Annotated in this window: 22 protein-coding genes and 1 other RNA gene; 8 read left to right on the forward strand and 15 right to left on the reverse strand. The window is 59.0% G+C overall.

Annotated elements, in window-relative coordinates:
* Positions 1–11: 11 nt before the first annotated feature.
* On the reverse strand, positions 12–251 hold the full coding sequence (locus tag ASU33_RS11105) for a hypothetical protein (RefSeq protein ID WP_059070920.1): 240 nt from the start codon (positions 249–251) through the stop codon (positions 12–14).
* Between the two features lie 266 nt (positions 252–517).
* On the reverse strand, positions 518–649 hold the full coding sequence (locus tag ASU33_RS21805) for a hypothetical protein (protein ID WP_286130497.1): 132 nt from the start codon (positions 647–649) through the stop codon (positions 518–520).
* A gap of 283 nt (positions 650–932) precedes the next feature.
* On the opposite strand from ASU33_RS21805, the gene ASU33_RS11110 reads away from it, so the two are divergent.
* Both ASU33_RS11110 and ASU33_RS11115 read left to right on the forward strand, forming a co-directional pair.
* The gene (locus ASU33_RS11110; protein WP_059070921.1) at positions 933–2,369 is read left to right on the forward strand and encodes an MFS transporter; all 1,437 of its coding nucleotides are present in this window, start codon (positions 933–935) and stop codon (positions 2,367–2,369) included.
* A 114-nt stretch (positions 2,370–2,483) separates the two neighbouring features.
* On the forward strand, positions 2,484–2,990 hold the full coding sequence (locus ASU33_RS11115; protein ID WP_059070922.1) for a DinB family protein: 507 nt from the start codon (positions 2,484–2,486) through the stop codon (positions 2,988–2,990).
* 105 nt (positions 2,991–3,095) lie between these two features.
* On the opposite strand, the gene ASU33_RS11120 is transcribed toward ASU33_RS11115, so the two are convergent.
* Complete coding sequence (locus ASU33_RS11120) at positions 3,096–4,760, reverse strand: amidohydrolase (protein WP_059070923.1); 1,665 nt, start codon at positions 4,758–4,760, stop codon at positions 3,096–3,098.
* Positions 4,761–4,907: 147 nt separating this feature from the next.
* Positions 4,908–5,681, reverse strand: coding sequence for an AMP nucleosidase (locus ASU33_RS11125; RefSeq protein WP_059071457.1), 774 nt, complete (start codon positions 5,679–5,681; stop codon positions 4,908–4,910).
* A gap of 131 nt (positions 5,682–5,812) precedes the next feature.
* On the opposite strand from ASU33_RS11125, the gene ASU33_RS11130 reads away from it, so the two are divergent.
* Complete coding sequence (locus tag ASU33_RS11130) at positions 5,813–6,295, forward strand: type I restriction enzyme HsdR N-terminal domain-containing protein (protein ID WP_059071458.1); 483 nt, start codon at positions 5,813–5,815, stop codon at positions 6,293–6,295.
* 211 nt (positions 6,296–6,506) lie between these two features.
* On the opposite strand, the gene ASU33_RS11135 is transcribed toward ASU33_RS11130, so the two are convergent.
* The 5 genes from ASU33_RS11135 to ASU33_RS11155 form a co-directional block, all read right to left on the reverse strand.
* Complete coding sequence (locus ASU33_RS11135; protein WP_059070924.1) at positions 6,507–8,441, reverse strand: LTA synthase family protein; 1,935 nt, start codon at positions 8,439–8,441, stop codon at positions 6,507–6,509.
* Between the two features lie 96 nt (positions 8,442–8,537).
* Positions 8,538–9,137 carry an SMI1/KNR4 family protein gene (locus tag ASU33_RS11140; protein WP_059070925.1) on the reverse strand — a complete coding sequence of 200 codons (600 nt, stop codon included), beginning with the start codon at positions 9,135–9,137 and terminating at the stop codon, positions 8,538–8,540.
* A gap of 143 nt (positions 9,138–9,280) precedes the next feature.
* On the reverse strand, positions 9,281–10,408 hold the full coding sequence (gene ald / locus ASU33_RS11145) for an alanine dehydrogenase (RefSeq protein ID WP_059070926.1): 1,128 nt from the start codon (positions 10,406–10,408) through the stop codon (positions 9,281–9,283).
* Between the two features lie 84 nt (positions 10,409–10,492).
* Entirely contained in the window at positions 10,493–10,987 is a 495-nt protein-coding gene (locus ASU33_RS11150; protein WP_149867167.1) for a hypothetical protein, read from the reverse strand.
* 143 nt (positions 10,988–11,130) lie between these two features.
* Complete coding sequence (locus ASU33_RS11155) at positions 11,131–11,922, reverse strand: DUF1573 domain-containing protein (RefSeq protein ID WP_059070928.1); 792 nt, start codon at positions 11,920–11,922, stop codon at positions 11,131–11,133.
* Between the two features lie 252 nt (positions 11,923–12,174).
* Here ASU33_RS11155 and ASU33_RS11160 point away from each other — a divergent pair, with 252 nt between their 5' ends.
* On the forward strand, positions 12,175–14,595 hold the full coding sequence (locus tag ASU33_RS11160; protein ID WP_059070929.1) for an alpha-ketoacid dehydrogenase subunit alpha/beta: 2,421 nt from the start codon (positions 12,175–12,177) through the stop codon (positions 14,593–14,595).
* Between the two features lie 92 nt (positions 14,596–14,687).
* On the opposite strand, the gene ASU33_RS11165 is transcribed toward ASU33_RS11160, so the two are convergent.
* On the reverse strand, positions 14,688–15,233 hold the full coding sequence (locus tag ASU33_RS11165) for a hypothetical protein (protein WP_059070930.1): 546 nt from the start codon (positions 15,231–15,233) through the stop codon (positions 14,688–14,690).
* A 117-nt stretch (positions 15,234–15,350) separates the two neighbouring features.
* Between ASU33_RS11165 and ASU33_RS11170 the strand changes: the two genes are divergently transcribed.
* Both ASU33_RS11170 and ASU33_RS11175 read left to right on the forward strand, forming a co-directional pair.
* Positions 15,351–16,367, forward strand: a complete 1,017-nt coding sequence (locus ASU33_RS11170; protein ID WP_059070931.1) for an acyl-CoA synthetase family protein — start codon at positions 15,351–15,353, stop codon at positions 16,365–16,367.
* A 104-nt stretch (positions 16,368–16,471) separates the two neighbouring features.
* On the forward strand, positions 16,472–16,840 hold the full coding sequence (locus ASU33_RS11175) for a hypothetical protein (RefSeq protein ID WP_149867168.1): 369 nt from the start codon (positions 16,472–16,474) through the stop codon (positions 16,838–16,840).
* A gap of 73 nt (positions 16,841–16,913) precedes the next feature.
* On the opposite strand, the gene ASU33_RS11180 is transcribed toward ASU33_RS11175, so the two are convergent.
* Entirely contained in the window at positions 16,914–18,071 is a 1,158-nt protein-coding gene (locus ASU33_RS11180) for a sigma-54-dependent transcriptional regulator (protein ID WP_059070933.1), read from the reverse strand.
* A gap of 258 nt (positions 18,072–18,329) precedes the next feature.
* On the opposite strand from ASU33_RS11180, the gene ASU33_RS11185 reads away from it, so the two are divergent.
* Together ASU33_RS11185 and ASU33_RS11190 are read left to right on the forward strand one after the other, a co-directional pair.
* Positions 18,330–19,613, forward strand: a complete 1,284-nt coding sequence (locus tag ASU33_RS11185) for a PQQ-dependent sugar dehydrogenase (RefSeq protein WP_059070934.1) — start codon at positions 18,330–18,332, stop codon at positions 19,611–19,613.
* Positions 19,614–20,087, forward strand: coding sequence for a c-type cytochrome (locus tag ASU33_RS11190; RefSeq protein ID WP_059070935.1), 474 nt, complete (start codon positions 19,614–19,616; stop codon positions 20,085–20,087).
* A gap of 238 nt (positions 20,088–20,325) precedes the next feature.
* Here ASU33_RS11190 and rnpB read toward each other — a convergent pair.
* The 4 genes from rnpB to ASU33_RS11205 all read right to left on the reverse strand — a co-directional run bounded on the left by rnpB (position 20,326) and on the right by ASU33_RS11205 (position 24,345).
* Positions 20,326–20,727, reverse strand: an RNA gene (gene rnpB / locus ASU33_RS14070) — RNase P RNA component class A.
* A gap of 18 nt (positions 20,728–20,745) precedes the next feature.
* Positions 20,746–21,153: a hypothetical protein gene (locus ASU33_RS11195; RefSeq protein WP_059070936.1), complete on the reverse strand. Its 408-nt coding sequence runs from the start codon at positions 21,151–21,153 to the stop codon at positions 20,746–20,748.
* A gap of 63 nt (positions 21,154–21,216) precedes the next feature.
* Positions 21,217–23,103 (reverse strand): M1 family metallopeptidase, encoded by a 1,887-nt coding sequence (locus ASU33_RS11200; RefSeq protein ID WP_059070937.1) that lies wholly within the window; start codon positions 23,101–23,103, stop codon positions 21,217–21,219.
* A 105-nt stretch (positions 23,104–23,208) separates the two neighbouring features.
* Positions 23,209–24,345, reverse strand: a complete 1,137-nt coding sequence (locus ASU33_RS11205; protein WP_059070938.1) for a Smr/MutS family protein — start codon at positions 24,343–24,345, stop codon at positions 23,209–23,211.
* Between the last annotated feature and the right edge of the window lie 139 nt (positions 24,346–24,484).

Raw genomic sequence — 24,484 nt, forward strand, 5'->3', positions numbered from 1 at the left:
CAAAGCCGCGCTTAAACTTTCAGGATGCGTTGCAATTCATCGAGCGAGGGCACGGGGCCCCGGTGATGAACGTTGGGGTTGTATAAGTCGCCCGAGGAAATTTCGATGTCGGAGGAATCGAGGGGTACAAACACGCGCATGGAGCCAGTGGTAGACATGCGCACGTACAACTGACCTTGGGTATAGGTAGTACCCGATGGCACCCAGTCGGCAGGATAAAAGCCGGCTTGCGCTAATTCTTCGGCAGTCATGGTAATGCGGCGGTAAGAGCAGAAGATGCGACAACTAAGTTGTGCCAGCCCATGCGCGAGGTTACCTGTTTCTGCTGCCCTTTCTACAACAGGCCTTGCTCTGCAAGGGCTCACTCCAGCGTCCCGCACACACGCAGTTCAACACGGCTAGCTTAACGCGGTATGTTACCCCTAGGTTACGTTCGTTGTAACATTTGTTGAGTACTTGATTTCTTTAATGATTAGTGCTTAAAGAGTTGGGTTAACCGTCGGCCCGCATCGCGTTCTTAACGCAAATGCTTGATCTGGCCATTTACCTGTACACCGTAGATGCCCAAATGGCCCGAAACCAAATAGGCCATGATGCAAACCAAGGGCAGATACAGCGCCGCGGCCCCACCAAACGCCTCGGTGCTCATGAGCGTGCAAGCGCCAGCACGCTTACCACCGCGCAAATCAGCAACCAGCGGCCTGCAAACAGCAGTTGCGGTACTAGGTCGGCCAAAGGCTTGCGGCGCGCAGGAGCGGAGTTCACACTGAAAGGTTGGGGCTGATAAGGCGGCAAAGTGAGCACAGCGCCGCCTAGGTGCGGGCACGTCTCGGCAACGAATGGTAGGAAAGCAGCTGGCTGACTTTACCGTGGGGCGAAGACCGCAATAAGTAAAACTGCGTAGTTTGGGCAATCTTATACTGCCTTGCTTTATGACAACTGCCTCGGCCGCGGCCGCCACACCCGTTGCGGTGCCGAAAAACGACAAGCGCATCACCTCGGGCTGGGCCATGTACGACTGGGCCAACTCCGTGTATCCGCTCGTGATTACCTCGTCCATCTTCCCGATTTACTGGAGCGGCGTGGTGTCGGAGATAACCGGCCGCGACGGCAACAGCCACGTTGATTTCTTGGGGTTCCAGGTGCCGGGTTCGTCGTTGCTCACCTACGCCATTTCGGCGGCCTTCCTCATCATTGCCCTTATCAGTCCGTTCCTCACGGCACTGGCCGACTTCTCGGGGCGTAAAAAGCTGTTTCTGCAGTTCTTCTGCTACCTAGGGGCGGCCTCCTGCGCAGCGCTGTACTTCTTCACGCCCAGCACGCTTACGGCTTCTACGGTCGTGTTCATTGCCGCCACGGTGGGCTTCTCGGGTTCCATCGTGTTCTACAACTCCTACCTGCCCATCATCGCCACCGAAGACCAGTACGACCGCCTTTCGGCCCGTGGGTTTTCCATGGGCTACATCGGTTCGGTAATTCTGCTCCTGCTGTGCCTGGGGCTGATTATGGGCCACCCCGCCCTAGGGCTGGATAAGTCGTTGGGCCTTACGGCAGGCAAAGCCACCCAATTTGCGTTCTTGCTAACGGGCATCTGGTGGGCGGGCTTTGCCCAAATTCCCTTCGCGCGCTTACCCGCCGACGAGGGCCGCGCCGCCGATGCCGGCACCGCCGATAGCGGCTGGTTGCTCAACGGTTTCAAAGAGTTGGGCAAGGTATGGGACGAGCTGAAGCACCTGCCCAATTTGAAGCGCTTTTTGCTGGCCTACTTCACCTACAACATGGGCGTGCAAACCGTGATGTACGTGGCCACCATCTTCGGTAAAGACGAGCTGCACCTGCCCGATCAGGACCTGATTATCACCATCTTGCTGCTGCAGCTGGTGGCCATCCTAGGTGCTTACTTGTTCGCGCGGCTATCGGAGCGCATTGGCAATACGCGTGCCCTCAGCTGGGCGGTGGTTATTTGGGCGCTCATCTGTATTGCGGGGTACTTCGTGCAGGCTGACTGGACGTTCTACGCCCTGGCTTCGGTAATTGGCCTCACCATGGGCGGCATCCAAAGCCTCTCGCGCTCTACCTATTCCAAAATCATCCCCGAAGACACGCACAACACGGCCGCTTACTTCAGCTTTTTCGACGTAACGGAAAAGCTCAGCATCGTAATCGGCACCGCCACGTGGGGCATTATCGGGCAGTGGTTTGGCTCGATGCGCTACAGCATTTTGGCCCTCATCGTGTTCTTCATTTTGGGCTTACTGTTTCTGCTGACGCTGCGCGGTAAGAAGCTGCGCGAGCCGCACCCACAGGAAACCATCAACCAACCACCGCCAGCGGCGCCGCACGCCGGCACGCCGCTGCAGGCGCACTAAGTGGCCGCTACCGAAAAGCCCGATCTAGCCGATCAAGCTTTTTGCTACCCAAGGGCAACCATTCCGGCTAGGAGCGGTCAAAAGCCCGTTCTTCGCCTTCTTCTTCCTACCCACATGAACCAAGCTCCGAACTCGTTACAAGCCGCCTTTAGCCAAGAGCTGAAGCGCGAACTGGCGCTTACGCGCAGGCTGCTCGAGCGTGTGCCCGATGATAAACTCGAGTGGGCACCGCACCCCAAATCAATGCCCATTGGCAAGCTGGCTGCCCACGTAGCCGGGCTGCTGGGGCTGCTCGAGATTTCGTTTAGCGGCCCCGAAACCGATATGGCGACTGTGCAGTGGCCCGCTGCCCCTACCAACAATGCGGAAATTCTGAGCCGCTTCGATGAAAACGGCGAGAAAATTCATCAGTTGCTGAGCACTGTCGACGACGCGACTTTCAACAGCCCCTGGACGATGCGCCACGGCGAGCGTGTAATTGCCAACCTGCCCCGCACCGCCGTTACGCGCACCATGGTACTCAATCACTTCATTCATCACCGCGGCCAGTTGTCGGTTTACCTGCGCCTGCTCGATATTCCGGTGCCTAGCATCTACGGCCCCTCTGCCGACGAGCGGTAGCGGGCACCTAAGGCTGATAAAACGAACGGCCCCGCCTGCAACTGCAGGCGGGGCCGTTCGTCTTGCTCTCAGTGCGAGTAGCATCTAGGATGTGACAAACAAGTGTTACTTCCGCGAGTACACTTTCTCACCGCTGATGTAAGTGCTCAGCACTTTGATGTTGCGGAGCTCTTCGGCGGGCGCAGTCATTAGGTCTTGCTCCAGAATTACAAAGTCGGCCCACTTGCCACCCTGCAACGTGCCTTTTTTCTCCTCTTCGAAAGCTGCCCAGGCGGCCCACTCCGTCATGCCGCGCAGAGCCTGTTCGCGGGTAAGGGCGTTTTCGGGCTGGAATCCGCCCTTGGGGTAGTTTTTGGCGTCTTGGCGAGCTACGGCCGCATGAAAGCCGAACAGCGGGTTCAGGGCTTCTACCGGGAAATCGGAACCTAGGGCTAAGCGGCCGGTGGCTTTCAGCAGATCCTGGTAGGCGTAGGCGGTTTTCAGGCGCTCGGCACCCAGCCGCTCGCCAGCCCAGTACATATCGGAGGTGGCGTGGGTGGGCTGCACCGAGGGCACCACGTTGTAGCGACCGAACTTGGCCACGTCGGGGCGGCTCACCACCTGCGCGTGCTCGATGCGCCAGCGGCGGTCGGTTTGGCCGCGCAGTACTTCGGCATAAATATCCAGCAAGGCGCGGTTGGCCGAATCGCCAATGGCGTGCGTGTTCATCTGAAACTTGCTTGCTGCCAGCTCTTTGGCCAAGGCCCGATATTCGGCTACCGATTGCAGCAGAAACCCGGTTTGCTTGGACCTATCGGAGTAGGGGTGGAGCAAGCAAGCCCCGCGCGAACCTAGGGCGCCGTCGGCGTACACCTTAAAGGAGTTCACCGTGAGGCGGTCGGTGAGGTAAGGGCCGCGCCCTAGGTAGTACTGCCGGTTGGCAGGCGTGGGGTTGATCATGCAGTCGAGGCGCAGCTTTAGCTGGTTGGCCTTCTGCAGGGAGTCGAGGCGTTCAATCTGGCTGCGCTCCAAGCCGGCATCAGCCAAGCTGGTGAGTCCCAGCTCCACGCACTGCTCCTGGGCTTGCAGCAGTAGCTTGGCGGCCTCGATGGGCGTGGGCTCCGGTATTTTAGCCGACACCAAATCCACCGCGTTGTCAACCAACAATCCCGTCAGGCGACCCTGGGCGTCTTTTTCAATCACGCCACCCGAAATGGGCGTGCTGGCTGTAACGCCGGCTAAGTCGAGCGCCTTTTGGTTGACAAGGGCCGCATGGCCATCAACCCGCACAATAAACACGGGCACATTCGGGAACTGCCGATCAAGCGAGTCTTTCGTCGGAAACTGCTTTACGGGCCAGTCGTTTTGGTCCCAGCCACGGCCCGTGAGCCACGCGCTTTGCGCGTACTGCCGGTGTTGGGCGCGCAGCTTGCCCAGCACCGCGCTCCACGATTCGGTGCCTACCAAATCGGCATCGCGCAAGCCTAGGGCGTAGCGGTAAAAGTGGCAGTGCGCATCGTAAAAACCGGGGTAAACGAACTTGCCTTGGGCGTCGACTTCCTCCTTGCCGCGGTAGCGCTGCCGCACGTCGTCGGAGCTGCCCACAAACATGATTTGGCCATCCTGCACGGCAAACGCTTGCGCTTTGGTAAACGCCGAATCAACGGTGTACACGGTGGCGTTGTATACGATGAGGTCGGCGGGGTACTTGGTGGTGGGGCAGGCGGTAAGGCCTGCGAGCAGTGGCAGCGCCGCAAGCGGAGCCAGTAAGGGGCGTAGTCGTTGGAGCATGAGCAGGTGAAGAAAGGCGGCAAGTTAGGGCGCGGCATGCCACCAACGAAAGCCCCCGAAAAAAGCACCGCCACGGCCGGGAAGCCGTGGCGGTGTAAGGTTGGATATCAGCCGATGCTAAGAAGGCAATCGGCCTAGGTGCGCTACCTATTCAAAGCGCATGTGCTTCACCGATTCGCCGGAATTCTTGAGCTCTAGCAACGATTCGATGCCGATTTGCAAGTGCGTAGTAACGTAGTTCGACGTTACGCTCTTGTCGCTCTCGGCGGTTTTCACGCCTTCGGGCGTCATCGGCTCGTCGGATACCAGCAGCAGCGCACCGTGCGGAATCTCGTTCACGAAGCCCACCACGAAAATGGTAGCCGTTTCCATATCCACGGCCATGGCGCGGATCTGGCGCAGGTAATTCTTGAAGTTCTCGTCGTGCTCCCACACGCGGCGGTTGGTGGTGTACACCGTGCCCGTCCAGTAGTCTTTCTCGTGTTTCTTGATCATCGAGGAAACCGAGCGCTGCAAGCGGAACGAGGGTAGGGCGGGGATTTCTGGCGGCAGGTAGTCGTCGGAGGTACCTTCGCCGCGAATGGCCGCGATGGGCAGAATCAGGTCGCCTACTTTGGTTTTGCCTTTCAGGCCCCCGCACTTGCCCAGGAACAATGCAGCTTTCGGCTTGATGGCCCCGAGCAGGTCCATTACGGTAGCAGCCATGGCCGAACCCATGCCGAAGTTGATAATGGTAATGCCGTTGGCCGTAGCCGTTTGCATGGGCTTGTCGATGCCCTTAATCTCGACGCCGAAATGCTCGGCGAACATGGTTACGTAGTTGATGAAATTGGTCAGCAGAATGTACTGGCCAAAGTCTTCGAGCGGCACCCCGGTGTAGCGGGGCAACCAGTTCTTGACGATGTCTGATTTGGTCTTCATGGTGTATTGATGGGAAATGCCGGGTACGTTGGGGTACGGATGCAAAAAAACCGTCGTGCATGGTAATGAACGACGGCTCTGCGGAGCGAAAAAGCGGGTGCAGGAGCCTGTAAGCAGTACCTTTGGAGGTGATGCAAGCGTTGAACCTGCCGCCTTTCGCCTACAAAGTTACGCAATCGGGCCCGAATCTGTTGATCTGGGACGTGCTCCGCCGCCGCAACGTGGTGTGTACACCCGAAGAATGGGTGCGGCAACACGTTGTAAACTACTTGGTTGAGCACCTGGGTTACCCGCGCGGCCTGCTAAGCTTGGAGCGAGGCCACACCTACAACCAACGCCGCAAGCGCACCGATTTGCACGCCCTAGGGCCCGACGGCCAGCCGCTGCTGCTGGTGGAGTGCAAAGCCGCCAGCGTGCCGCTCACCGCCGATGTGGCCATGCAAATTGCCACCTACAACCAGACGATTGGCGCGCCGCTTCTGCTCGTAACCAACGGCGTGCAACATTGCTGCTGGCGCGTGCACAGCATCGAGCGCACCACGCAGGCGCTTACGTTTATCCCCACTTATACCGAAGCGTTGGAGTTGCTGGAGGTAGCGCGGACGGCGGAGTAGCGTGGAGTCTTCCGGTTTGCGTCCGCAGATAGTAAACCAAATCGTCGCGCTGTGTAGGGCGAAATGTAGCGTGGGCTTCAACCCGCGATTGTTTGAACGACCTCGTTGGTGCGTTTGCCGTTCAGCGACACAGCTCTAGCAAACGCGGGCTGAAGCCCACGCTACATTTCGCCCTGCGCAGCTATTAGATATTACTATCCGGGGGCGCGGACTACAAAGTCTGCGCTACCGCTGGACCGTGCTTTGAATACAATGTGTTGTCCAATAGTCCATTGGTGAAGAATTGCACCAATGCACGAAGCTCGTTGCCGTAGGCCTGCTGTTTGTCCCTAGGTGGCTGAGCCAGCGGCTGGGCAGGCAGGTTGTGGGTGCGGTAGGGGTAGAGGCGTACCTGATTGTCGGTCGTCAGCTCGGTTACGTAGTCGCGGTGCACCAAGTAGTAGGTGTTGCCCGAAAGGAATACCGCACGACCCGTTACCCGATTGTCGAACACCGAATACCCAAACGGCAGCAGCTGGCTGGCATCGGCCCCGAAGCCTAGGTAATCGAGTACGGTGGCGGGCACATCGGCTTGCTGCGTAATGCGGTGCACATCGGCGGCGGGTAGTTGCCGGCCGGGGTGGAATAGCAGCAGCGGCGTTTTGTACGAGCCCAGCAGGTTCTGATAATCGGGCTGCAGGCTTTGCGAGGTGTGGTCGGCGAGCAGAACGAACAGCGTGTTGCGGTACCAAGGCTGCTTGCTGGCCGTTGCAAAAAAGCGCTTCAGGGCAAAATCGGTGTAGCCGATGGAGGCATGAATTGGCAACTTGCCCGGCGAAAACCGCCCTTGGTACTGCGAAGGCACCGGAAACGGCTCGTGCGAGGTAAGTGTGAACACCGTTGAGAAAAAAGGCTGCCGCTGCTGCGTTAGCTGCTGCGCGAAGTACTGCAGATAAGGCTCGTCGAAGATGCCCCAGTGCCCGTCGTAGTCGGGACTTTTAGCGCCACGAGGGTATTCTTCGAGGCCGTAGTACTGCTGAATGCCGGCCTTGCTGGCAAACACATTAAAGCCCATGGTGCCGTTTTGGGCGCCGTGGAAGACCGACGTGGTATAGCCACGGCGCCCTAATAGCTCACCCAAGCCGTGCAGCTCGTTCGTCTGGAAGTTGGAGGTGATGTAGGGCGACTCCATCAGGGCAGGCAAGCCGGCCAGTATGGCGGGCAACGACTCGATGGAACGGCGGCCGTTGGCGTAATGCTCCCGGAACAGCAGCCCCTGCGTCGCCAGCGAATCAAAGAACGGCGTGTAACTGCGCTGGCCGGGGTTTTCGATGCCGTTGTACTCCGAGGCAAAGCCTTCCACCAGCAAAACCACCACGTTATCGGGGCGGGCGGTGGGCTGCGGGCGTGGCGCGGGGTAGCTAGCACCTAGGGCCTGCTGCAACGCGGCAGAAGTCGAGAAAAACTCGCGCCGCTCCAACACCTTTTGGCCAATGCTTTTGATGAAGGTGAAGGTGCTGTTGAGGGCTAAGTGACCTAGGCTCGGCGGCGTTTGCACAAAGGCATGGCCCGGCCGCAAGGGCTTCAACTGCAGTCCGCCGCGGATGCCCAGCACGGCCAGGCCGGCCACCAGCGTCAGCTCCAGCATGGCTACCGTCATGCGGCGCAGGGCACCGCGTGGGTTGGTTTGCACCGGCGCGGCTTTGGGCATTGGGTAGAAGTACCACAACAAGCCAAACAGCAGCACAAAGGGCGGCACCAAAAACCAGTAATGCCACACCAGTTGTCCGGCTTGGCGTTCGATGTCGCCGGTAATGGTAAACAGCTCATCGGAGGTGCGCCGGCCGATGAACTTGAAGTACTGGCTGTCGATGATGTTCAGGGCCAGGCCTGGGGCGTTGAGCGTGAGGTACACGCCTCGCAAGGTGCGCTGCCAAATGCGCCCGTACGCCGGTATCAGCGACAGGAGCAAAAACGGGAAGTTCAGCAGCAGCAGCGCCGATAAATCGAACCGGAAGCCGTGCCAGAAAGCCAGCAACGTTTGCTCCACCGAAGCCTCGGCAAATACGCTGTGGTTGGCCATGTAAAACCCGCCGCGCAGCAGCAAGTAAGCGGCCAGCAGCAGCGCAAAACGCCGAAGCAGCAGTTGCAGCAAAAGTGAGGGCATAGCAGCAAAAGCGAGGTGGTGAAACGCTGACGCACCGAGCCGGCACGGTAGCCTTAACTCAGCTTATCAGCGTTTCACCACCCAACTAGGTAGTAATTAGTAATCCTTGCGCAGGCGAATCTTCTGGCCTGGCTTGAGGCGGCGGATTTGCTGATAGAGGTTTGCCAACGAGCCAAGGCGCACATCCACAGGCATGCGCGTTAGGTTGAAGTTTTCATGCTCAGCCTTGATGCAGTTGGGTGGGTACACGGCCAGCAGTTCGCCGGGCTGCAGCACCGCGCCTAGGTTGGTGAAGGTGGCTACAGCCTGAAGGTCGAGGGCTTCGGTGGGGTACAGCTCCACGCCGCGGATAAACCGCACGAAGTCGACACCCAGGTTTTCTATCTCGCCGGTTTCGGTATCGAGCCACCACACCTCGCCACGGCGGAGCAGAAACTGGTTGCCCACTGCATCCTGGGCAAAAGGAAGGTCGCTTTGCTTTACGCTGGAGTAGGTGCGCCAAAATGCGTTTTCGCCCTGCCAAGCCTCGCGCAACGAGTGCCAGGCGGGCTCGTGGCAGCAACCCCGAATGTGCAGGCCGCCCAGAAAAGCAACCATGCCGTTGTGCTGCAGCATGAAGGCTTGCATCTCAAAAGGCAGCAGCTTAAAGGTAGCCGAATCGGAAACTGGCTCGCCGATATAGGTGATGTCTTGCATCGCGGAAAAAGAAGGTATTCGAGTTAGCAAAAAGCCTTCCCGACGCTAAAGGTCGGAAAGGCTTTTTCGAAGGTAATCGTTGCGGGCGAAATGCCGAATCGAAAAGCCGATTCAGGTACCGTGCCCGCTACGCTAATCGGCGATTAAGCGTGGGCATGCTCGAGGATCTTGCTCACGTTGGTGAGCGGCAGGCCCCAAGCCTCAGCTACGCCTTTGTAAACTACCTCGCCGTTTACCACGTTCAGGCCAAGGCGCAACGAAGCGTCGCGCAAGCAGGCCTCGCGCCAGCCCAGGTTGGCCAGCTTGATGGCGTAGGGCAGGGTAGCGTTGGTGAGGGCCAGGGTAGAGGTGTAAGGCACCGCGCCGGGCATGTTGGCTACGCAGTAATGCACCACATCATCGATGATGAAGGTGGGGTTCTCGTGCGTGGTGGGGGTGCAGGTTTCGATGCAGCCACCCTGGTCAACGGCTACGTCAACCACCACAGCGCCGGGCTTCATGTCCTTCAGCATGTCGCGCGTAACGAGGTGCGGAGCCTTAGCGCCCGGAATCAGTACGGCACCGATGATCAGATCGGCCTCCTTGATGGCAGCGCGGATGTTGTAATCGTTCGAGTACTGGGTTACCACGTTCTTTGGCATGATGTCGTCGAGCTCGCGCAGACGATTCAGGCTGATGTCCATGATGGTAACCTGTGCACCGAAGCCAGCGGCTACTTTAGCAGCGTTGGTGCCTACTACGCCACCGCCCAGGATGAGCACATTGGCAGGGCGCACGCCGGGTACGCCACCCAGCAGAATGCCGCGGCCTTTCAGCGGCTTCTCGAGGTACTTAGCGCCTTCTTGCGGAGCCATGCGGCCGGCTACTTCGCTCATGGGCACCAGCAGGGGCAGCGAGCGGTTGGGCAGCTCTACGGTTTCGTAAGCCAAGCAGGTAGCCTTGCGCTCGATCATGGCGTGCGTCAGCTCCTCCGACGAGGCAAAGTGGAAGTAGGTGAACAGCAGTTGGCCTTCGCGGATGAGCTGGTACTCCTCCTGAATGGGCTCCTTCACCTTCACGATCATCTCGGCTTGGCCGTACACGTCGGCGATGGTGGGCAGCAGCATTGCGCCAGCCTGCTCGTAATCGGCATCGGAGAAACCGCTGCCTTCGCCAGCACCGGTTTGTACATATACCGTGTGGCCCGACTTGCGGAATTCGGCCACGCCGGCGGGCGTAACGCCCACGCGGTTTTCGTTATTCTTAATTTCCTTCGGTACGCCGATGATCATGGGAAATATGGTGGGATGTGATGACGGGGAAAAGTGGCCGCAAATATAGGTAATGCCCGCCGCCTACCGTTCTGTTGAGCTAACTCAAAAGGCTAGCTTGTTGCTCTGGATTTCGACGAACGTGGAGCGGTGCCCTTTGGGGCCATATACCTTGGGGTGGTAAAGCAGCTGGAGCTGATATTGTTTGCCGGCCTCGCGCCGCTCGCCTGCAAAGGCGCTCATGGGCAAATCGTAGGTGGCGCGGTAGGTGCCGCGGGCTGGTATGGTAATGCGCACATCCTTGCCGCGGCGCATGTGCATTTGCCAAGCCCTAGGTGCGCCGTCGATGTACGCTACGGGGAGGGTGGCCTGGGGCCGTGCCGGGCTGGATACCACGTAGGGCTCGTCGTTGGTATTGGTAAGCTCCATGGCTACTCGTACCGTATCGAGCGTAGTAGCCGGCGTGATTTTCGGTAGCCGAATGCGCAACTGCAAGCCGTACTGCGGCGTGGCCTGGGGCACCTGAATGTTGCGGACGCAACCGCTGCCCAGCATTGCCGCACCAGCTAAGCCTAGGAACAAGGGTAAAGAAACACGCATCGGGTAGGGAAGAGGTTGTTGAGAGAGGAAAGCGCAAATGCACCTAGGCGGGCTCTACAAAAAATGATGCCACGACTGTTGAGGTCGTGGCATCAGCAAGAAATTAGCTTGGCTTTGCGGCTCGGTATAAGCAGCCGACGAGCCTACTTAAACGGTACCGCCGCGGCACCTTCCTTCAGCATGCTTTGCTGCGAAAGATTTTGCACCACGTTGGCTTTGAGCGTAATGGTGGCGTCGGGGCCGGTAATGTCGTTGGAGTGCAGCGTAACTACATCGGCCATTTGGCCAATCTGGCGCTGAGCGTACTGCAACTCGATGGTAGCCGATTCGCCGGGCTTCAGTGCTTTGGGTTGGTTGCGCAGCGATACGCAGTAGCAGTTGGAGGTAATCGAGCCCAGTTGTAGGTCGCTCTTGCCGGTATTTTTCACCGTGAACTTGGCCGTGAGCTGCTGGCCCGATTCCATCTTGCCGAAATCGTGCAGCTTGCGGTCGAGGGTGAGTTTGGGCGACTTGGCAATTTGCGCAGCCGTGTAGCTCTTGGCCATTTCGGCTTTATCCACCACCGCGCCTTTAATGGTAAGCACCATGGTGGGCGTAGCAGCGTTGCTGGTTACCGTTACGGTTTTATTGAACTGCCCAGGGCGACCAGCGCTGTTGTAGGCGGCCCGGATAAAGCCCGTTTTGCCCGGCATTACGGGCGTTTTCGTCCAATCGGGGGTGGTGCAGCCGCACGAGGCCTGCACGTTGGCAATTACCACGGGCTGGTTGCCGGTGTTCTTAAACTTGAACTCGTGCGTGGCCATGCTGCCTTCGGCTACGTTGCCGAAGTCGTGCATGGTTTGGGTGAACTCGAGCACTCCCTGCGCCGAGGCACCTAGGGCCGTGAGGAGCAGCAGGCACAGGCCCAGCAGCGAAGTAGTAAGGGTACGGGTCATAACAGAAAGGCGTGGATGAAAAGCGAAAGGCTGCTTGCTCAACGGCTAAACCGTGCGCATTGGTGCCCGCAAAAACGGGCCAAATCAGCCTCAGCAAATATAATCAGAAGCCCGAACCTAACGCTCGTTTGCCTGGCTTCGACTTTACGTGCCGCTTTTACGTACTTTTGAGGGCCCGCCGGCCTCGGCGGGCCGCCCGCATCCATCCGGCGGGTGCCCGCTCCGTCTATATTTTCCCCGACGACCAACTGCATGTCCACTGCCGAATCGGCCGTAGCTTCGGCCGCCGCCACGCTTAGCAAAGAAGAACTGCTCCGCGACTACCGCCTAGGGTGGGAAAGCCGCCAGGCCTCGCTCACAGGCCGCAAGGAAGTGTTTATGGGCAAAGCCAAGTTCGGCATTTTCGGCGACGGCAAAGAGCTGCCGCAGCTGGCTATGGCGCGTGCTTTCCGCCCCGGCGACTTCCGCTCGGGCTACTACCGCGACCAAACCTTTATGTTCGCCACCGGCGAGCTTACGCTGCAGCAGTACTTCGCCCAGCTTTACGCGCACCCCGATGCCGAAGCTGAGCCCGCCACTGCTGGCCGCGCCATGAACGGCCACTTCGCCACGCGCTTCCTCGACGAAGACGGCAACTTCAAAGCCCTCGTCGACAGCAAAAACTCCTCGGCCGATATTTCGCCTACCGGCGGGCAGATGCCACGCCTGCTGGGCCTGGCCTACGCCTCTAAGCTCTTCCGCCAAAACCCCGAGCTGCAGCAGTTCACGCAGTTTTCGCGCAACGGCGACGAAGTAGCTTTTGGTACCATCGGCAACGCCAGCACCTCGGAGGGCATGTTCTTCGAGGCCATCAACGCGGCCGGCGTGCTGCAAGTACCCATGCTCATGAGCGTGTGGGACGACCACTACGGCATTTCGGTACCGGCCGAGTACCAAACCTGCAAGCAAAGCATTTCCGAAATCCTGGGTGGTTTCCAGCGCAACGCGCCGGGCGAGCAAGGCTTTGAGATTTTTGTGGTGAAAGGCTGGGACTACGCCGCCCTCGTCGACACCTACCAGCGCGCCGCCGAGGTGTGCCGCCGCGAGCACGTGCCCGTGCTGGTGCACGTAACCGAACTCACGCAGCCCCAAGGTCACTCTACTTCGGGCTCGCACGAGCGCTACAAGAGCAAAGACCGCCTCACCTGGGAGCAAGAGTTCGACTGCATGCGCCAAATGCGCCAGTGGATTTTGCAAGAAGGCCACGCCACCGAGGCTGAACTCGACCAGATTGAAAACGAAGCCAAGGATGCCGTGCGCAAAGCGCGGGCCGCTGCTTGGGAGGCGTTCTTTAATCCCATCGTTGCCGAGCGCAACGAGGCGGTGCAATTGCTCAACAACCTCGCTACCGAAACCGGCCGCGAAAACGAGCTGCACGAGCTGATTCACCAGCTTGAGCACAACCCCACGCCCATCCGGGCCGACATCATGCGCGCCGTGCGCCGCTCGCTGCGCCTTGTGCGCGACGTGAAGCGCTCCAGCGCCCGCGGCGAGCTGCGCCGCTGGCACGAGCAAGCCGTGGCCGAAAACGCCGACCGCTACAACTCGCACCTGTTCAGCCAGAGCGAAGAATCGGCCCTGAACGTGGAAGAAGTGAAGCCCGAGTTTGCTGCCGACGCCCCGCAGGTTGATGGCCGTGAGGTGCTGCAAGCCTGCTTTGATGCCATCCTAGCCCGCGACCCACGCGTGTTTGCCATCGGCGAAGACGTAGGGCGCATTGGCGACGTAAACCAAGCTTTTGCCGGCCTGCAGGAGAAGTACGGCGAGCTGCGCGTAACCGACACCGGCATTCGCGAGTGCACGATTGTGGGCCAAGGCATTGGAGCCGCCATGCGCGGCCTGCGCCCCATCACCGAAATCCAGTACCTCGATTACTTGCTGTACGCCATCCAGATTTTGTCTGACGACCTGGCCTCGCTGCAGTACCGCACCAAAGGCGGGCAAAAAGCTCCTTTGATTGTGCGTACCCGCGGCCACCGCCTCGAGGGCATCTGGCACAGCGGCTCGCCCATTCAGATGATTTTGGGCTCGATTCGGGGTATGCACCTGTGCGTGCCGCGCAACATGACGCAGGCCGCCGGTTTTTACAACACTTTGCTGAAGAGCGACGAGCCCGCCATTGTGATTGAGCCCCTGAATGGCTACCGCCTGAAGGAGCGCATTCCGAGCAACATCGGCGAATTCACGCTGCCCCTAGGCGTACCCGAAGTGCTAAAGCAAGGCACCGACCTCACCATCGTAACCTACGGCTCCATGTGCCGGATCGTGCTCGATGCCGCTGCTCAACTGGAGCAAGTAGGCATTTCGGTAGAGGTAATTGACGTGCAGACGCTCTTGCCCTTCGACCGCGAAGGCGTAGTGCTGGAGTCGATCAAGAAAAATTCGCGCGTGCTGTTCGCCGACGAAGACGTGCCCGGTGGTGCCTCGGCCTACATGATGCAGCAAGTGGTTGACGAGCAAGGCGGCTACCGCTACCTCGATTCGCAGCCGCGCTGCCTCGCGGCGCAGGCCCACCGCCCGCCCTACGGCTCCGATGGCGACTATTTCTCGAAGCCCAACGCCGAAGACGTGTTCGACACCGTGTACGAGCTGATGCAGGAGGTTGAACCGCAGCGCTTCCCCGACATCTACTAGCCCCTTTGGCCTAGGTGCCTACAGCAAACCGCCCCGCTGCCAGCATTGCCGGCGGCGGGGCGGTTGTATTCGGGGGCCTAAGCAGCGAGTACCTAGGGCAGCGTAAGCTCGTCGGTGGTGATGACGTTGCTCTCGTGCAGGGCGCGGTCGACGATTTGAATGTTGAACTTGATTTTGGTACCGGGCCGGAAGTTCGGGTCGGTGATGCTGAAGCCGATGCCTTTGTAGATTTCGTACGTCAGGTCGCCCCGTATGGGCTGGCTTTTCTCGTTGGGCTCGAGCATGCGCGGAAAGCGCCCGTTGAAGGGAATAAACGGCACATATTGCTCAAACACGCCGCTGCTGTTTTGCCGGAACATCGTGATGAAGTAGTTCTGGCTGTAACGGCCCGAGTTGAAGGGTGGCGACTGAATGTCTTCTTCCGATAGGCCTAGGTCGCCGTCGCCATCTTTGTAGGCAACAGTTACATAAATGCGGTTGTAAGGCGTTTCGCCGGTGGTCGGCGTTACGCGCTCGGCCGTAATGCTCTTAAATTGAATAGAGGGGGTGTCCGGGTAATCCGGCGCATCCTCGCAGGCCGTAAGCGCCGAAACAGCGGCCACTGCCAAAAAGCTCGTGAGTAAACGTATGCGCAGCATAGAGAAAAAGCTAAGCAGGTGCTGCCGATATCCGGCCCGAAAAAGTACGCATTTTACTACCACACAACGCAGCGCCAGCGCATTTGTTATGCCATTCCTAAACCCACCATCGGCCCGATGAGTTTCCGCGCTGCTTACCTCCGCGAACTTACTGCCGTAAGCCCCGCAACGGCCGAAAGTCTAGCCCTGAAGCTGTTTCGCCATCAGGCGCAATACTGCGCGGCCTACCGCAACTGGCTGGCCGCCCTAGGTTGCCAGCCTGCCCGAGTGCAGCGTTTGATTGATGTGCCGTTTCTGCCCATTGAGTTTTTCAAAACACAGGAGGTGGTTACCGCGGAGCCCGGTGATGAATGGCAACCCGCGCAGGTGTTTCGCAGCAGTGGCACCACGCAAATGCAGCGCAGCCGCCACCTGGTGCGCGACCCTGAACTATACCATCGGCACGCCCAGCGCTTATTCGAAGAGCAGTACGGTTCATTGACGGGCTGGACGTTTCTGGCTCTGCTGCCCTCGTACCTCGAGCAGGGCGAGTCGTCGTTGGTAGCCATGGTAGAGCACTTTGTCCGTGCCTCGGGTCAGCCGCAGCAAAAGGCGTTCTTCCTGCACGACCATGCCGCGCTGCTGCGGGCATTGGAGGAAGCCCAACACCTAGGCGGCCGCAACATCATGTTGATAGGGGTGACGTATGCCTTGCTTGATTTGGCCGCTGCCTACCCCAACCACCCGGCCCTGCGCATGCCCAGTGCCGTGCTGGAAACCGGTGGCATGAAGGGTCGTCGGCGCGAAATGATTCGCGAAGAGTTGCACGCCGAACTAAGTGCTGCGTTTGGCAAGGACGTAATACACTCTGAATACGGCATGACGGAGCTGCTGTCGCAGGCTTACAGCCCCGGGCACGGTCGTTTCTATACCTCACCGGCTTTGCAAGTGCTGCTGCGCGAACCCACCGACCCGTTCAGCGCCAATTTCGAACGTGCCTCGGGTGCCATCAACGTAGTCGATTTAGCCAACATTGACAGCTGCGCCTTCATTGAAACCCGCGACCTAGGGCGCCGCCACTCCGATGGCAGCTTCGAGGTGCTCGGCCGCCTGGATAACTCCGATATCCGGGGTTGTAGCCAACTGGCTGGCTAAGCATACCACCTAACAGCACGATTAATTGCTTTTTACTAGACTTTGTGATTGTAAAAGCTTATATTATAAATAGTTGTAGGTGTTGAAGTAAACTACGTGGCGACATGAAAACTCTCGGAACGGCTGTCGGCCTATCAGTTTTGCTGCTCTGCGGCACGCAGGCCCTCGGGCAAACCACTGCCACGGACACCGCGCAGGCCCGCTTGCTCATGCAAAAGCAGCGCACCGAAGCCACCAAAGAAGCCTTGGCTGCCCAGAAGCGCCAAACCGAAGCAAGCCGCGAGTCGGCCAAGGCCGCCAAAGCCGAGCTCAACAAGCAGGAAGAAGCTATGGAGCAGCAAAAACGCGAGCTGAAAGAGCAGGAGCTAGTAGCCAAACAGCAGCGCCAGCAGCAAAAAACCGTGGAGCAGCAACTTAAGGAGGAAAAGCGCCAATTGCGTGAGCAGAAGAAACGCGCGAAAAACGAGCTCTGATGTTGCCCGCATAGCACGCAAAAACGCCAGCCGCTAGGACTGGCGTTTTGTGTTTGAAAGGAGCAGCGGGCGGCTATTTGCCCGAAAAGCTGCGGGCGTCGTCTTCGCTGATGGGGTCGCCGCCCATAATCACGAGGCGCTCCACCACGTTGCGCAGCTCGCGGATGTTGCCGCGCCAATCTAGGCTTTGCAGGTACTGCATGGCATCGGGGGCGATGCGCTTGGGCTTGTTGCCGTAATCGTTGGCAATGTCAGCCAAAAACTTCTCGGCCAGCGCCGGAATGTCCTCGCGGCGGTCGTTCAGGGCCGGCACCTGAATCAGGATTACCGACAGGCGGTGGTACAAATCTTCGCGGAAGTTGCGGTCGGCTATTTCCTGCAGCAGGTTTTTGTTGGTAGCCGCCAGCACGCGCACGTTCACCGAAATTTCCTTTTCGCCGCCCACGCGGGTAATCTTGTTCTCCTGCAGGGCGCGCAGCACCTTGGCTTGAGCCGACAGGCTCATGTCGCCGATTTCGTCGAGGAACAGCGTGCCGCCATCGGCCTGCTCAAACTTGCCGATGCGCTGCTTTACGGCCGAGGTAAACGAGCCTTTCTCGTGGCCAAATAGCTCCGATTCAATCAGTTCCGACGGAATAGCGGCGCAGTTTACTTCAATCAGCGGGCCGTTGGCGCGGTTGCTTTGCTCGTGTATCTGGCGAGCTACCATCTCCTTGCCGGCGCCGTTGGGGCCGGTAATCAGCACGCGGGCATCGGTGGGGGCTACTTTGGCAATGGCCTTGCGCACGCCCTCCAACGCTGCCGAGTCGCCCACCATCTCGGAGTTCTTGGCAATCTTCTTCTTCAGCGTTTTGGTTTCGGTAACCAGCTTGGTGCGGTCGAGGGCATTGCGCACGGTTACCAGCAGGCGATTCAGGTCGGGCGGCTTCGGAATAAAATCGAAGGCGCCTTTTTTAGTGGCATCCACGGCCATTTCGATGTTGCCGTGCGCCGAAACCATAATAAAGGCGGTGTCAGGCGAAATTTTCTGAGCACGTTCCAGCACCTCGAGGCCGTCCATCTTGGGCATTTTTACGTCGCAGAGCACCACATCGTATTTGTCCTTGATGAGCATATCTAGGCCCGCGGGTCCGTCTTCGGCTTGGTCGACGGTGTAGTTCTCAAACTCCAGGATTTCCTTGAGCGTGTAGCGAATAGCTTTTTCGTCGTCGATGATAAGGATGCGGGGCATGGAATCAGGGTAAGTCAGTCGGGGCTCGAAAGTAACGAAAAGGAGGGCGTTGTAATTATACGGCGAAAACCTCCACCATCGTGGTCAACTACTACCTTCGCCTGCTGTTTGCCCGCTGGCAAGTGCCTGCAGGTGCGCTCCGACCTAGTGCTACGGGGGGGCATTTCTGCGAAACAGCCCGAAAAACTCGGCTGTTCGTTTTGACCGGCCGGCCGTATTAGTCAGCACTCAACCACCTTTTTCGAATCCTATTACCCCATGAAAAACGCTGTTTCGCGTTACCTGCTGCTGCCCGCGGCACTGGTCGGGAGCCTGTCTTTGTTTGCGCTTCGGCCCGAGGAGCGCGTAGTGGCCGATGCCAACAACGCCGGCCTTAAACTGCCCGAAGGCTTTGGTGCCTTGGTAGTGGCCGAAACTGGTGGCCGCGCCCGGCACATTGCCACCACGCCGCAGGGCACCATCTTCGTAAAGCTAAACCGCCCCAATGCAAGCGGCAACGGCATTCTGATGCTGCGCCCCAGTGCGGGCGGCAAGGCCGAAGTAGTGAGCGGGTTCGGCAAATACGGCGGCACGGGCGTCGTGGCCAAAAACGGCTACCTCTATGCCTCGTCCGACCAGGAAGTGTTTCGCTACAAGCTGAACGAGAAAGGCGAAGTAACCAACCCCGACAAGCCCGAGAAGATAGTAACGGGCCTGATTAACCGCCGCCAGCACGAAAGCAAATCCATTGTGCTCGACAACGACGGCAACCTGTACGTGAACATCGGGGCGTACTCCAACTCGTGCCAGGTGAACGATCGGCAGAAAGGCTCCCTAGGTATTCCTAACTGCCCCATCCTCGACTCGGCAGGCGGCATTTGGCAGTTTCGGGTTGATAAGTTGAACCAGAGCTACAGCAATGGCACGCGCTATGCCACCGGCCTGCGCAACGTGGTGGGGCTCGACTGGAGCCCGCAAGCCAATCAGTTGTTTGTAATGCAGCACGGCCGCGACCAGTTGCACGACATCTTCCCGGCCATGTACGACACCAAGCAATCGGCTGAGTTGCCAGCCGAGTGCATGTACGCGCTAAAGAAGGGCGACAACGCCGGCTGGCCCTACATGTACTACGACGGCTTGCAGAAGAAGAAAATGCAAGCGCCCGAGTACGGCGGCGACGGCAAGAAGGAAGCCACCGGCAACTTCATCGACCCCGTGGCGGCTTACCCGGCCCACACCGCACCCAATGCGCTGCTGTTTTACACCGGTACCATGTTCCCCGAAAAGTATCGGAACGGGGCCTTTATTGCCTTTCACGGCTCCTGGAACCGCACCCCCGAGCCGCAGAAAGGCTACTACGTAGTGTTTCAGCCTTTCAAAGACGGGAAACCTTCCGGCGATTGGGAAGTGTTTGCCGACAACTTTGCGGGCGATGCAGCCAAAGCCGCTGCCGGCCGCCCCGACCACAAACCCTGTGGCCTAGCGCAAGGCCCCGACGGCTCCCTCTACATCACCGATGATAAGAAGGGCACCGTATACCGCATCGTGTACAACAAAAAGTAAATGGCTTCAACTAAGCTGATCATTGCGGCCCTAGGTCTTTTGGCAGTAGGTGCTACCTCGGCAGCCGCTCAACAAAAGCCGGCCGTGAAGGCCAAGTCAACCGCTACCAAAGCTAAACCCGCCGGGGCAACTGTTTCGGCGGCTACCCTGGCCGCGGGCAAAACGGTGTACACCCAAAACTGCCTCACTTGCCACATGGCCGATGGGGGCGGGGTTGAAACCATGAACCCACCGCTAGGCAAAACTACATGGGTGCTGGGCGATAAAACCCGTTTGGTGAAGGTGCTGCTGAACGGCCTCGAAGATGTTGAAATCGACGGCGAAGAATACCGCAACGTGATGCCCGCGCAGCCCCACCTCACCGACCAACAGATTGCCGACGTACTGACGTACGTGCGCAACAGTTTCGGCAACAAAGCCTCGGCCGTAACGCCCGCCGAGGTAAAAGCCATTCGCGCCGCAAATAAGAAGTAGTGTGTTAAGCTACAGGCTAGTTCCCCTCCTCAGATGAGGAGGGGTTAGGGGTGGTTGACCTAGGCGCTGAACGTTAACTAGAGCTAGTTCTTAATCCTAGCTTTTCAACCACCCTTGCCCCTCCTCATCTGAGGAGGGAAACTAGCTTCTTAGCTTCGTTAATAGTGTTAGTTCCCCCTACTGCCGCTAAACCAAAACCGGCCGCCGCTGCACTTGCAACGACGGCCGGTTTTGTGTTTTTGGTGATGCGCCTGTAAGCCGGGTTCTGTCCGCCACCCCGAAGGGCAGCGGCCCCACCATTTATCTAGGCCCACACTCGCGCGTGGGCTCCATCAGCCTACCCGCCGACAACGAACGAGCCGCCCGTTGCAGGGCCGAAGCCCCGCCTGCCGGCCTATTTGGCCTTTCAACCCCTGAGGTTTACCCAGCCGGAACGGTTGCCCGCCCGCTGGTGCGCTCTTACCGCACCTTTTCACCCTTACCGGCTGCCCGAGGGCAGCTTAGGCGGTAGTTTTCTGTGGCACTGGCTGTCCGGCGGCCGTCTCCCGCCGTCGTCCTTCCCGTTAGGAAGCAGGGTGCTCTGCGTTGCCCGGACTTTCCTCTCCGCCCTTGCGGGCGCAGCGGTGGGGCGGCGCATCACTTGCAGGCAAAGGTACGGTTACTCTTCGTCTTCGTCGGCATCTTCGCCCTCATCGGGAGTAGGATGGTAGTAGCTGACTTCCAAATCGGCCTCTACTTCAGCCAGCAAGAGTAGAAACTGAAAGGGAAAACGAATGCTTTCTGACCATACATCTTCGCTGAAAAGTGTTGACTCCAGGCCAAAGTCAAAGCAAAAGCTTACGCGGGACGCAACTTTGCTTAATGTCAGCAAGGACTGTTTGTGCTCCGTAACAAAGGCAGTCACGTCTGCCAGCTGACCTTCAAAATTGTCGAAATCGGCTTCGCTCACGGTGGCCGTGAAACCTGGGTGTTCGACGATGAACGTTTCCACCGGGTTTTGCACGTAATCCCCCGGTTTGTTTATCGTGTGGGGTTCAAACGTCAGCGTCGGCAGCGCGGCATCCACGTCAAAGCCTCGGGCAGAAAATCGGAGTTGGCAAGACATAGGCTTGTGTTAAACAGTACCGGCCTATTTCCCCTCCCACACATTATCCTTCGGATAGCTATCTGGCACGTAGGTGCTGCCTAGCTTCACCTGCTTCACGGCTTTGTCGCCGGGCACGTTTACGGTTACGGTGCGGGCGCCCGATTCCCATACGCTAATGTTGCGGTGCACTTGCTGGGTGGTACCGTCGGCGTAGGTGATGGTGAGGTCGACGGGCACGGGCTTGCTGCCTTTGGCTTCCACTACCACGTCATAGCCCGCGCCTTGCTTGGTTACGCTTGCAATGCCTAGGTCGGGGTAGCCGCCGTCGAAGAACCAGCTCTGCCAGAACCAGTTGAGGTTGCGGCCCGCCCCGGCGTTCATCGAGTTGAAGAAGTCGTAGGGCATGGGGTGCTTGCCATTCCAGTTCTGGATGTAGGTGTGCAGAGCTTTCGTGAACAGTTCGTCACCTAGGAGGTCGCGCACGTAGAGGTAACCCAGGGCCGGCTTGGGGTAGGAGTTCAGGAAGAACGCCGTGCCGGTTTGCTGCGTGCTGAGCGTGGTAATGGGCATGTCGGCTTCGGTGGCGGCGGCGCGGGCGTACGGCAGCACGCCGTAGTCGTCAACCAGCTTCGGATCGATGATGCTTGAAATAACCCACTCGCCGATGGTTGCCCAGCCCTCGTCCATCCAACCGTACTTCGTTTCGTTGATGCCCATGTAGAAGGGGAACATCGTGTGGAAGATTTCGTGGTCGGTGAGGGTGATGGCGTCGGCGCGGGTTTCCACGGGGTTGTCGTTCACCATCATGGGGTATTCCATCTGGTCGAGGCCGTCGAACACGGTTTCGTGGGAATAGGGGAAGGGCCACTTCGGAAAGGTGTAGCTCATGGCCTCCACGGTTTTGCGGCCGAACTGCACCACCTCCTCAAAGTCCTTGTGCTTGGGGTTGTACACGGCATCTACGCGGGTGCGGCGCTTGGTTTTGGGGTCCACTACCAAGCTTGTCGACTGCCACACGTAGTGGTCGGAGGCAGCGAAGGCGAAGTCGGGCACGTTCTTGGCCTCGAAGCGCCAGGTGTTTTGGGCGTTGCTGGCAGTAATGTCGCGGCGCTGGGCATCGGCTTCGTCGATGATCTTCACCACGTCGTCCTTTCGTTCGGCATCGCGCAGGCGCTTGGCGTACTTTTTCGTGAGTACCTCGTTCGCGTTCTGCAGGTCGCCGGTGGCCCACACCACGTAATCCTTGGGCACGGTTATGGCCGCCGAGAAGTTGCCGAAGTCGTTGTAGAACTCCTGCTGGCCATTGTAAGGCAGCTTGTTCCAGCCGTCGATATCGTCGTACACGGCGATGCGCGGGAAGAAGTAAGCCAGGAAATGCGAACCAGGCTCTACCTCGCCGGTGCGCGTGTGCGAGCCTTTGTTCAGCGTGTAGGAGTATGTTACCGATACCTTGGCCTGCTGCCGGGCACCTAGGGGCTGCGGCAGCATTACCTGCATGTTGGTGGCACTAATGTTCAGCTTGGTAAGGTCGATGGCCTGGCCGTTGATGCTCAGCTGCTCAATCTTCACGCCTTCGCTAACATCCTCGGGTTTGATGTTGCTGGCCCGCGCCGCGCCCTTTTGGTAAAGGTTGGGGTAGAGCTTAAACCAGAGCTGGCTGAGCTCATCGGGGCTGTTGTTGAAATAGGTAATATCAACGGTGCCGGCCACCAGGCGCGTGTTCGGGTCAAAGTTGATGCGCAGGTTATAATCGGCCGCGTTCTGCCAATACTTGGTGCCGGGCTTGCCGTCTTCGGAGCGGGTGCCTTTGGCGTAGGTGGCCTGCAGGTTGCGCGGCACTGGCAGCCTAGGTGCTGCGGGCTGCTGCGCTAAAGAGGGGATGGTGCTGAGGGCAAGAAGCGAGGCGGCAAGCAGGCCGGGTAAGTTCATGAGCGGGGTAGGGATGAAATGCTGTAGCACTAAGTAAAAGTAACGGCCAGCAAACGTTGGTTGCTGGCCGCTTTCTTGGTGTTAGGAAGGAAAGACCTAGGAGGCTTACTTCAGGCGCACCAGCGTAGCGCCGTAGCCGAATTTCTCCTTGCGCGCTTCCTCGAAGAACTTGATGTCGCGGTTGCGGCTCAGGCGCTTGTGCAGCTCTTTGCGCAGCGTGCCGTTGCCGGTGCCGTGGATGAACACGATTTCGTGCATGTTGGTGGCGAGGGCACGGCTCAGCGCATCCTCAAAGGCGTTTACCTGCAGCTCCAGAATGGCCGTGTTGCTCAGGCCTTCGGTGCCGCCTTCAGGCTTTAGGGCCTCCAAGTGCAAATCAACTTCGTGAGGCGGTGGCACAATGGCTTTCACGGGTTCCTGCTTGGGCGCGGGCACCACGGCTTTGGCGTCGCCGCGCAGCTTGTCGGCAATTTGGTCGCGCAGCTTTACGGGGTCGACAACAGGTGCGGCAGCGGGCTTGGGCTCGTCGGTGGTGGGCACCGGAATGGGCGCCACGGGTTTTTCATCGAGCTGAAACAGGAACGCCTCGCGCTTGATAACCGGCGCCTCGCGGCGGCTCGAGTAGAACGAGCTGGCCTTAAACGACACGCGCTTCACCAACGTCTCGAACAGCGTAGGCGCGTTCTGCTGCGAGGGCAGCAATTGCACCACCGCCGTGCTCCACTGGTCGAAGTCCTTAAGGTGCCGATGACCTAGGGGCTGGCTCACCGCTTTGGGGGCAAGCTTATCCGAAGCCAAGGCGCGGTATTGCCCGTTGCGCTCCTCGCCAAACGTAAAGAGCACGTCGGCATCGGTGTTGTTGATGAGGTGCGCCACCAGGAGCTCCGAAGTTTGCTGCACCAAGGCCAGGTACAGGCCCTTGGGTGCGGGCGGGGCCGGGGCCGGCTTGGGCGGCACCGGCGTGCTGCCGCTGGGCGACGTAGTGCTGGTAACCGGAGCCGGCGTAGCCTTGCCACTTGGTTTGCCCGGCTTTAGGGGGCGCGGAGCGGCCACTTGCGAAGGGGCTAATTCGCTTCCGCCAAACGCCTTGAACTCCTCGGGGGCTACCAGCACCAACTCCGAGCGCAGCACCGGCACCGGAAAGTCATCGATGGTTACCTCAACGAGGTTTTGATCGAGGATGCGGGTAACAATACCTTCTTCACGGCCCGACATCAGGCGCACTCGGTCTCCAATATTCATAATCAGCTGATTTTTCGTGGGGTTGCCTTGCAGCGCTACTCGAACAGGGCAAAGCCCAAGCGCAGGCAGAGGTAAAGGTCGCGAATGAAACGTGAAAAGCGGCTTTCGCAATTCCATTCGGCCATTATCCGGGCAATAC

It is taken from the genome of Solirubrum puertoriconensis, assembly GCF_001483135.1.
GTDB lineage: Bacteria > Bacteroidota > Bacteroidia > Cytophagales > Hymenobacteraceae > Solirubrum > Solirubrum puertoriconensis.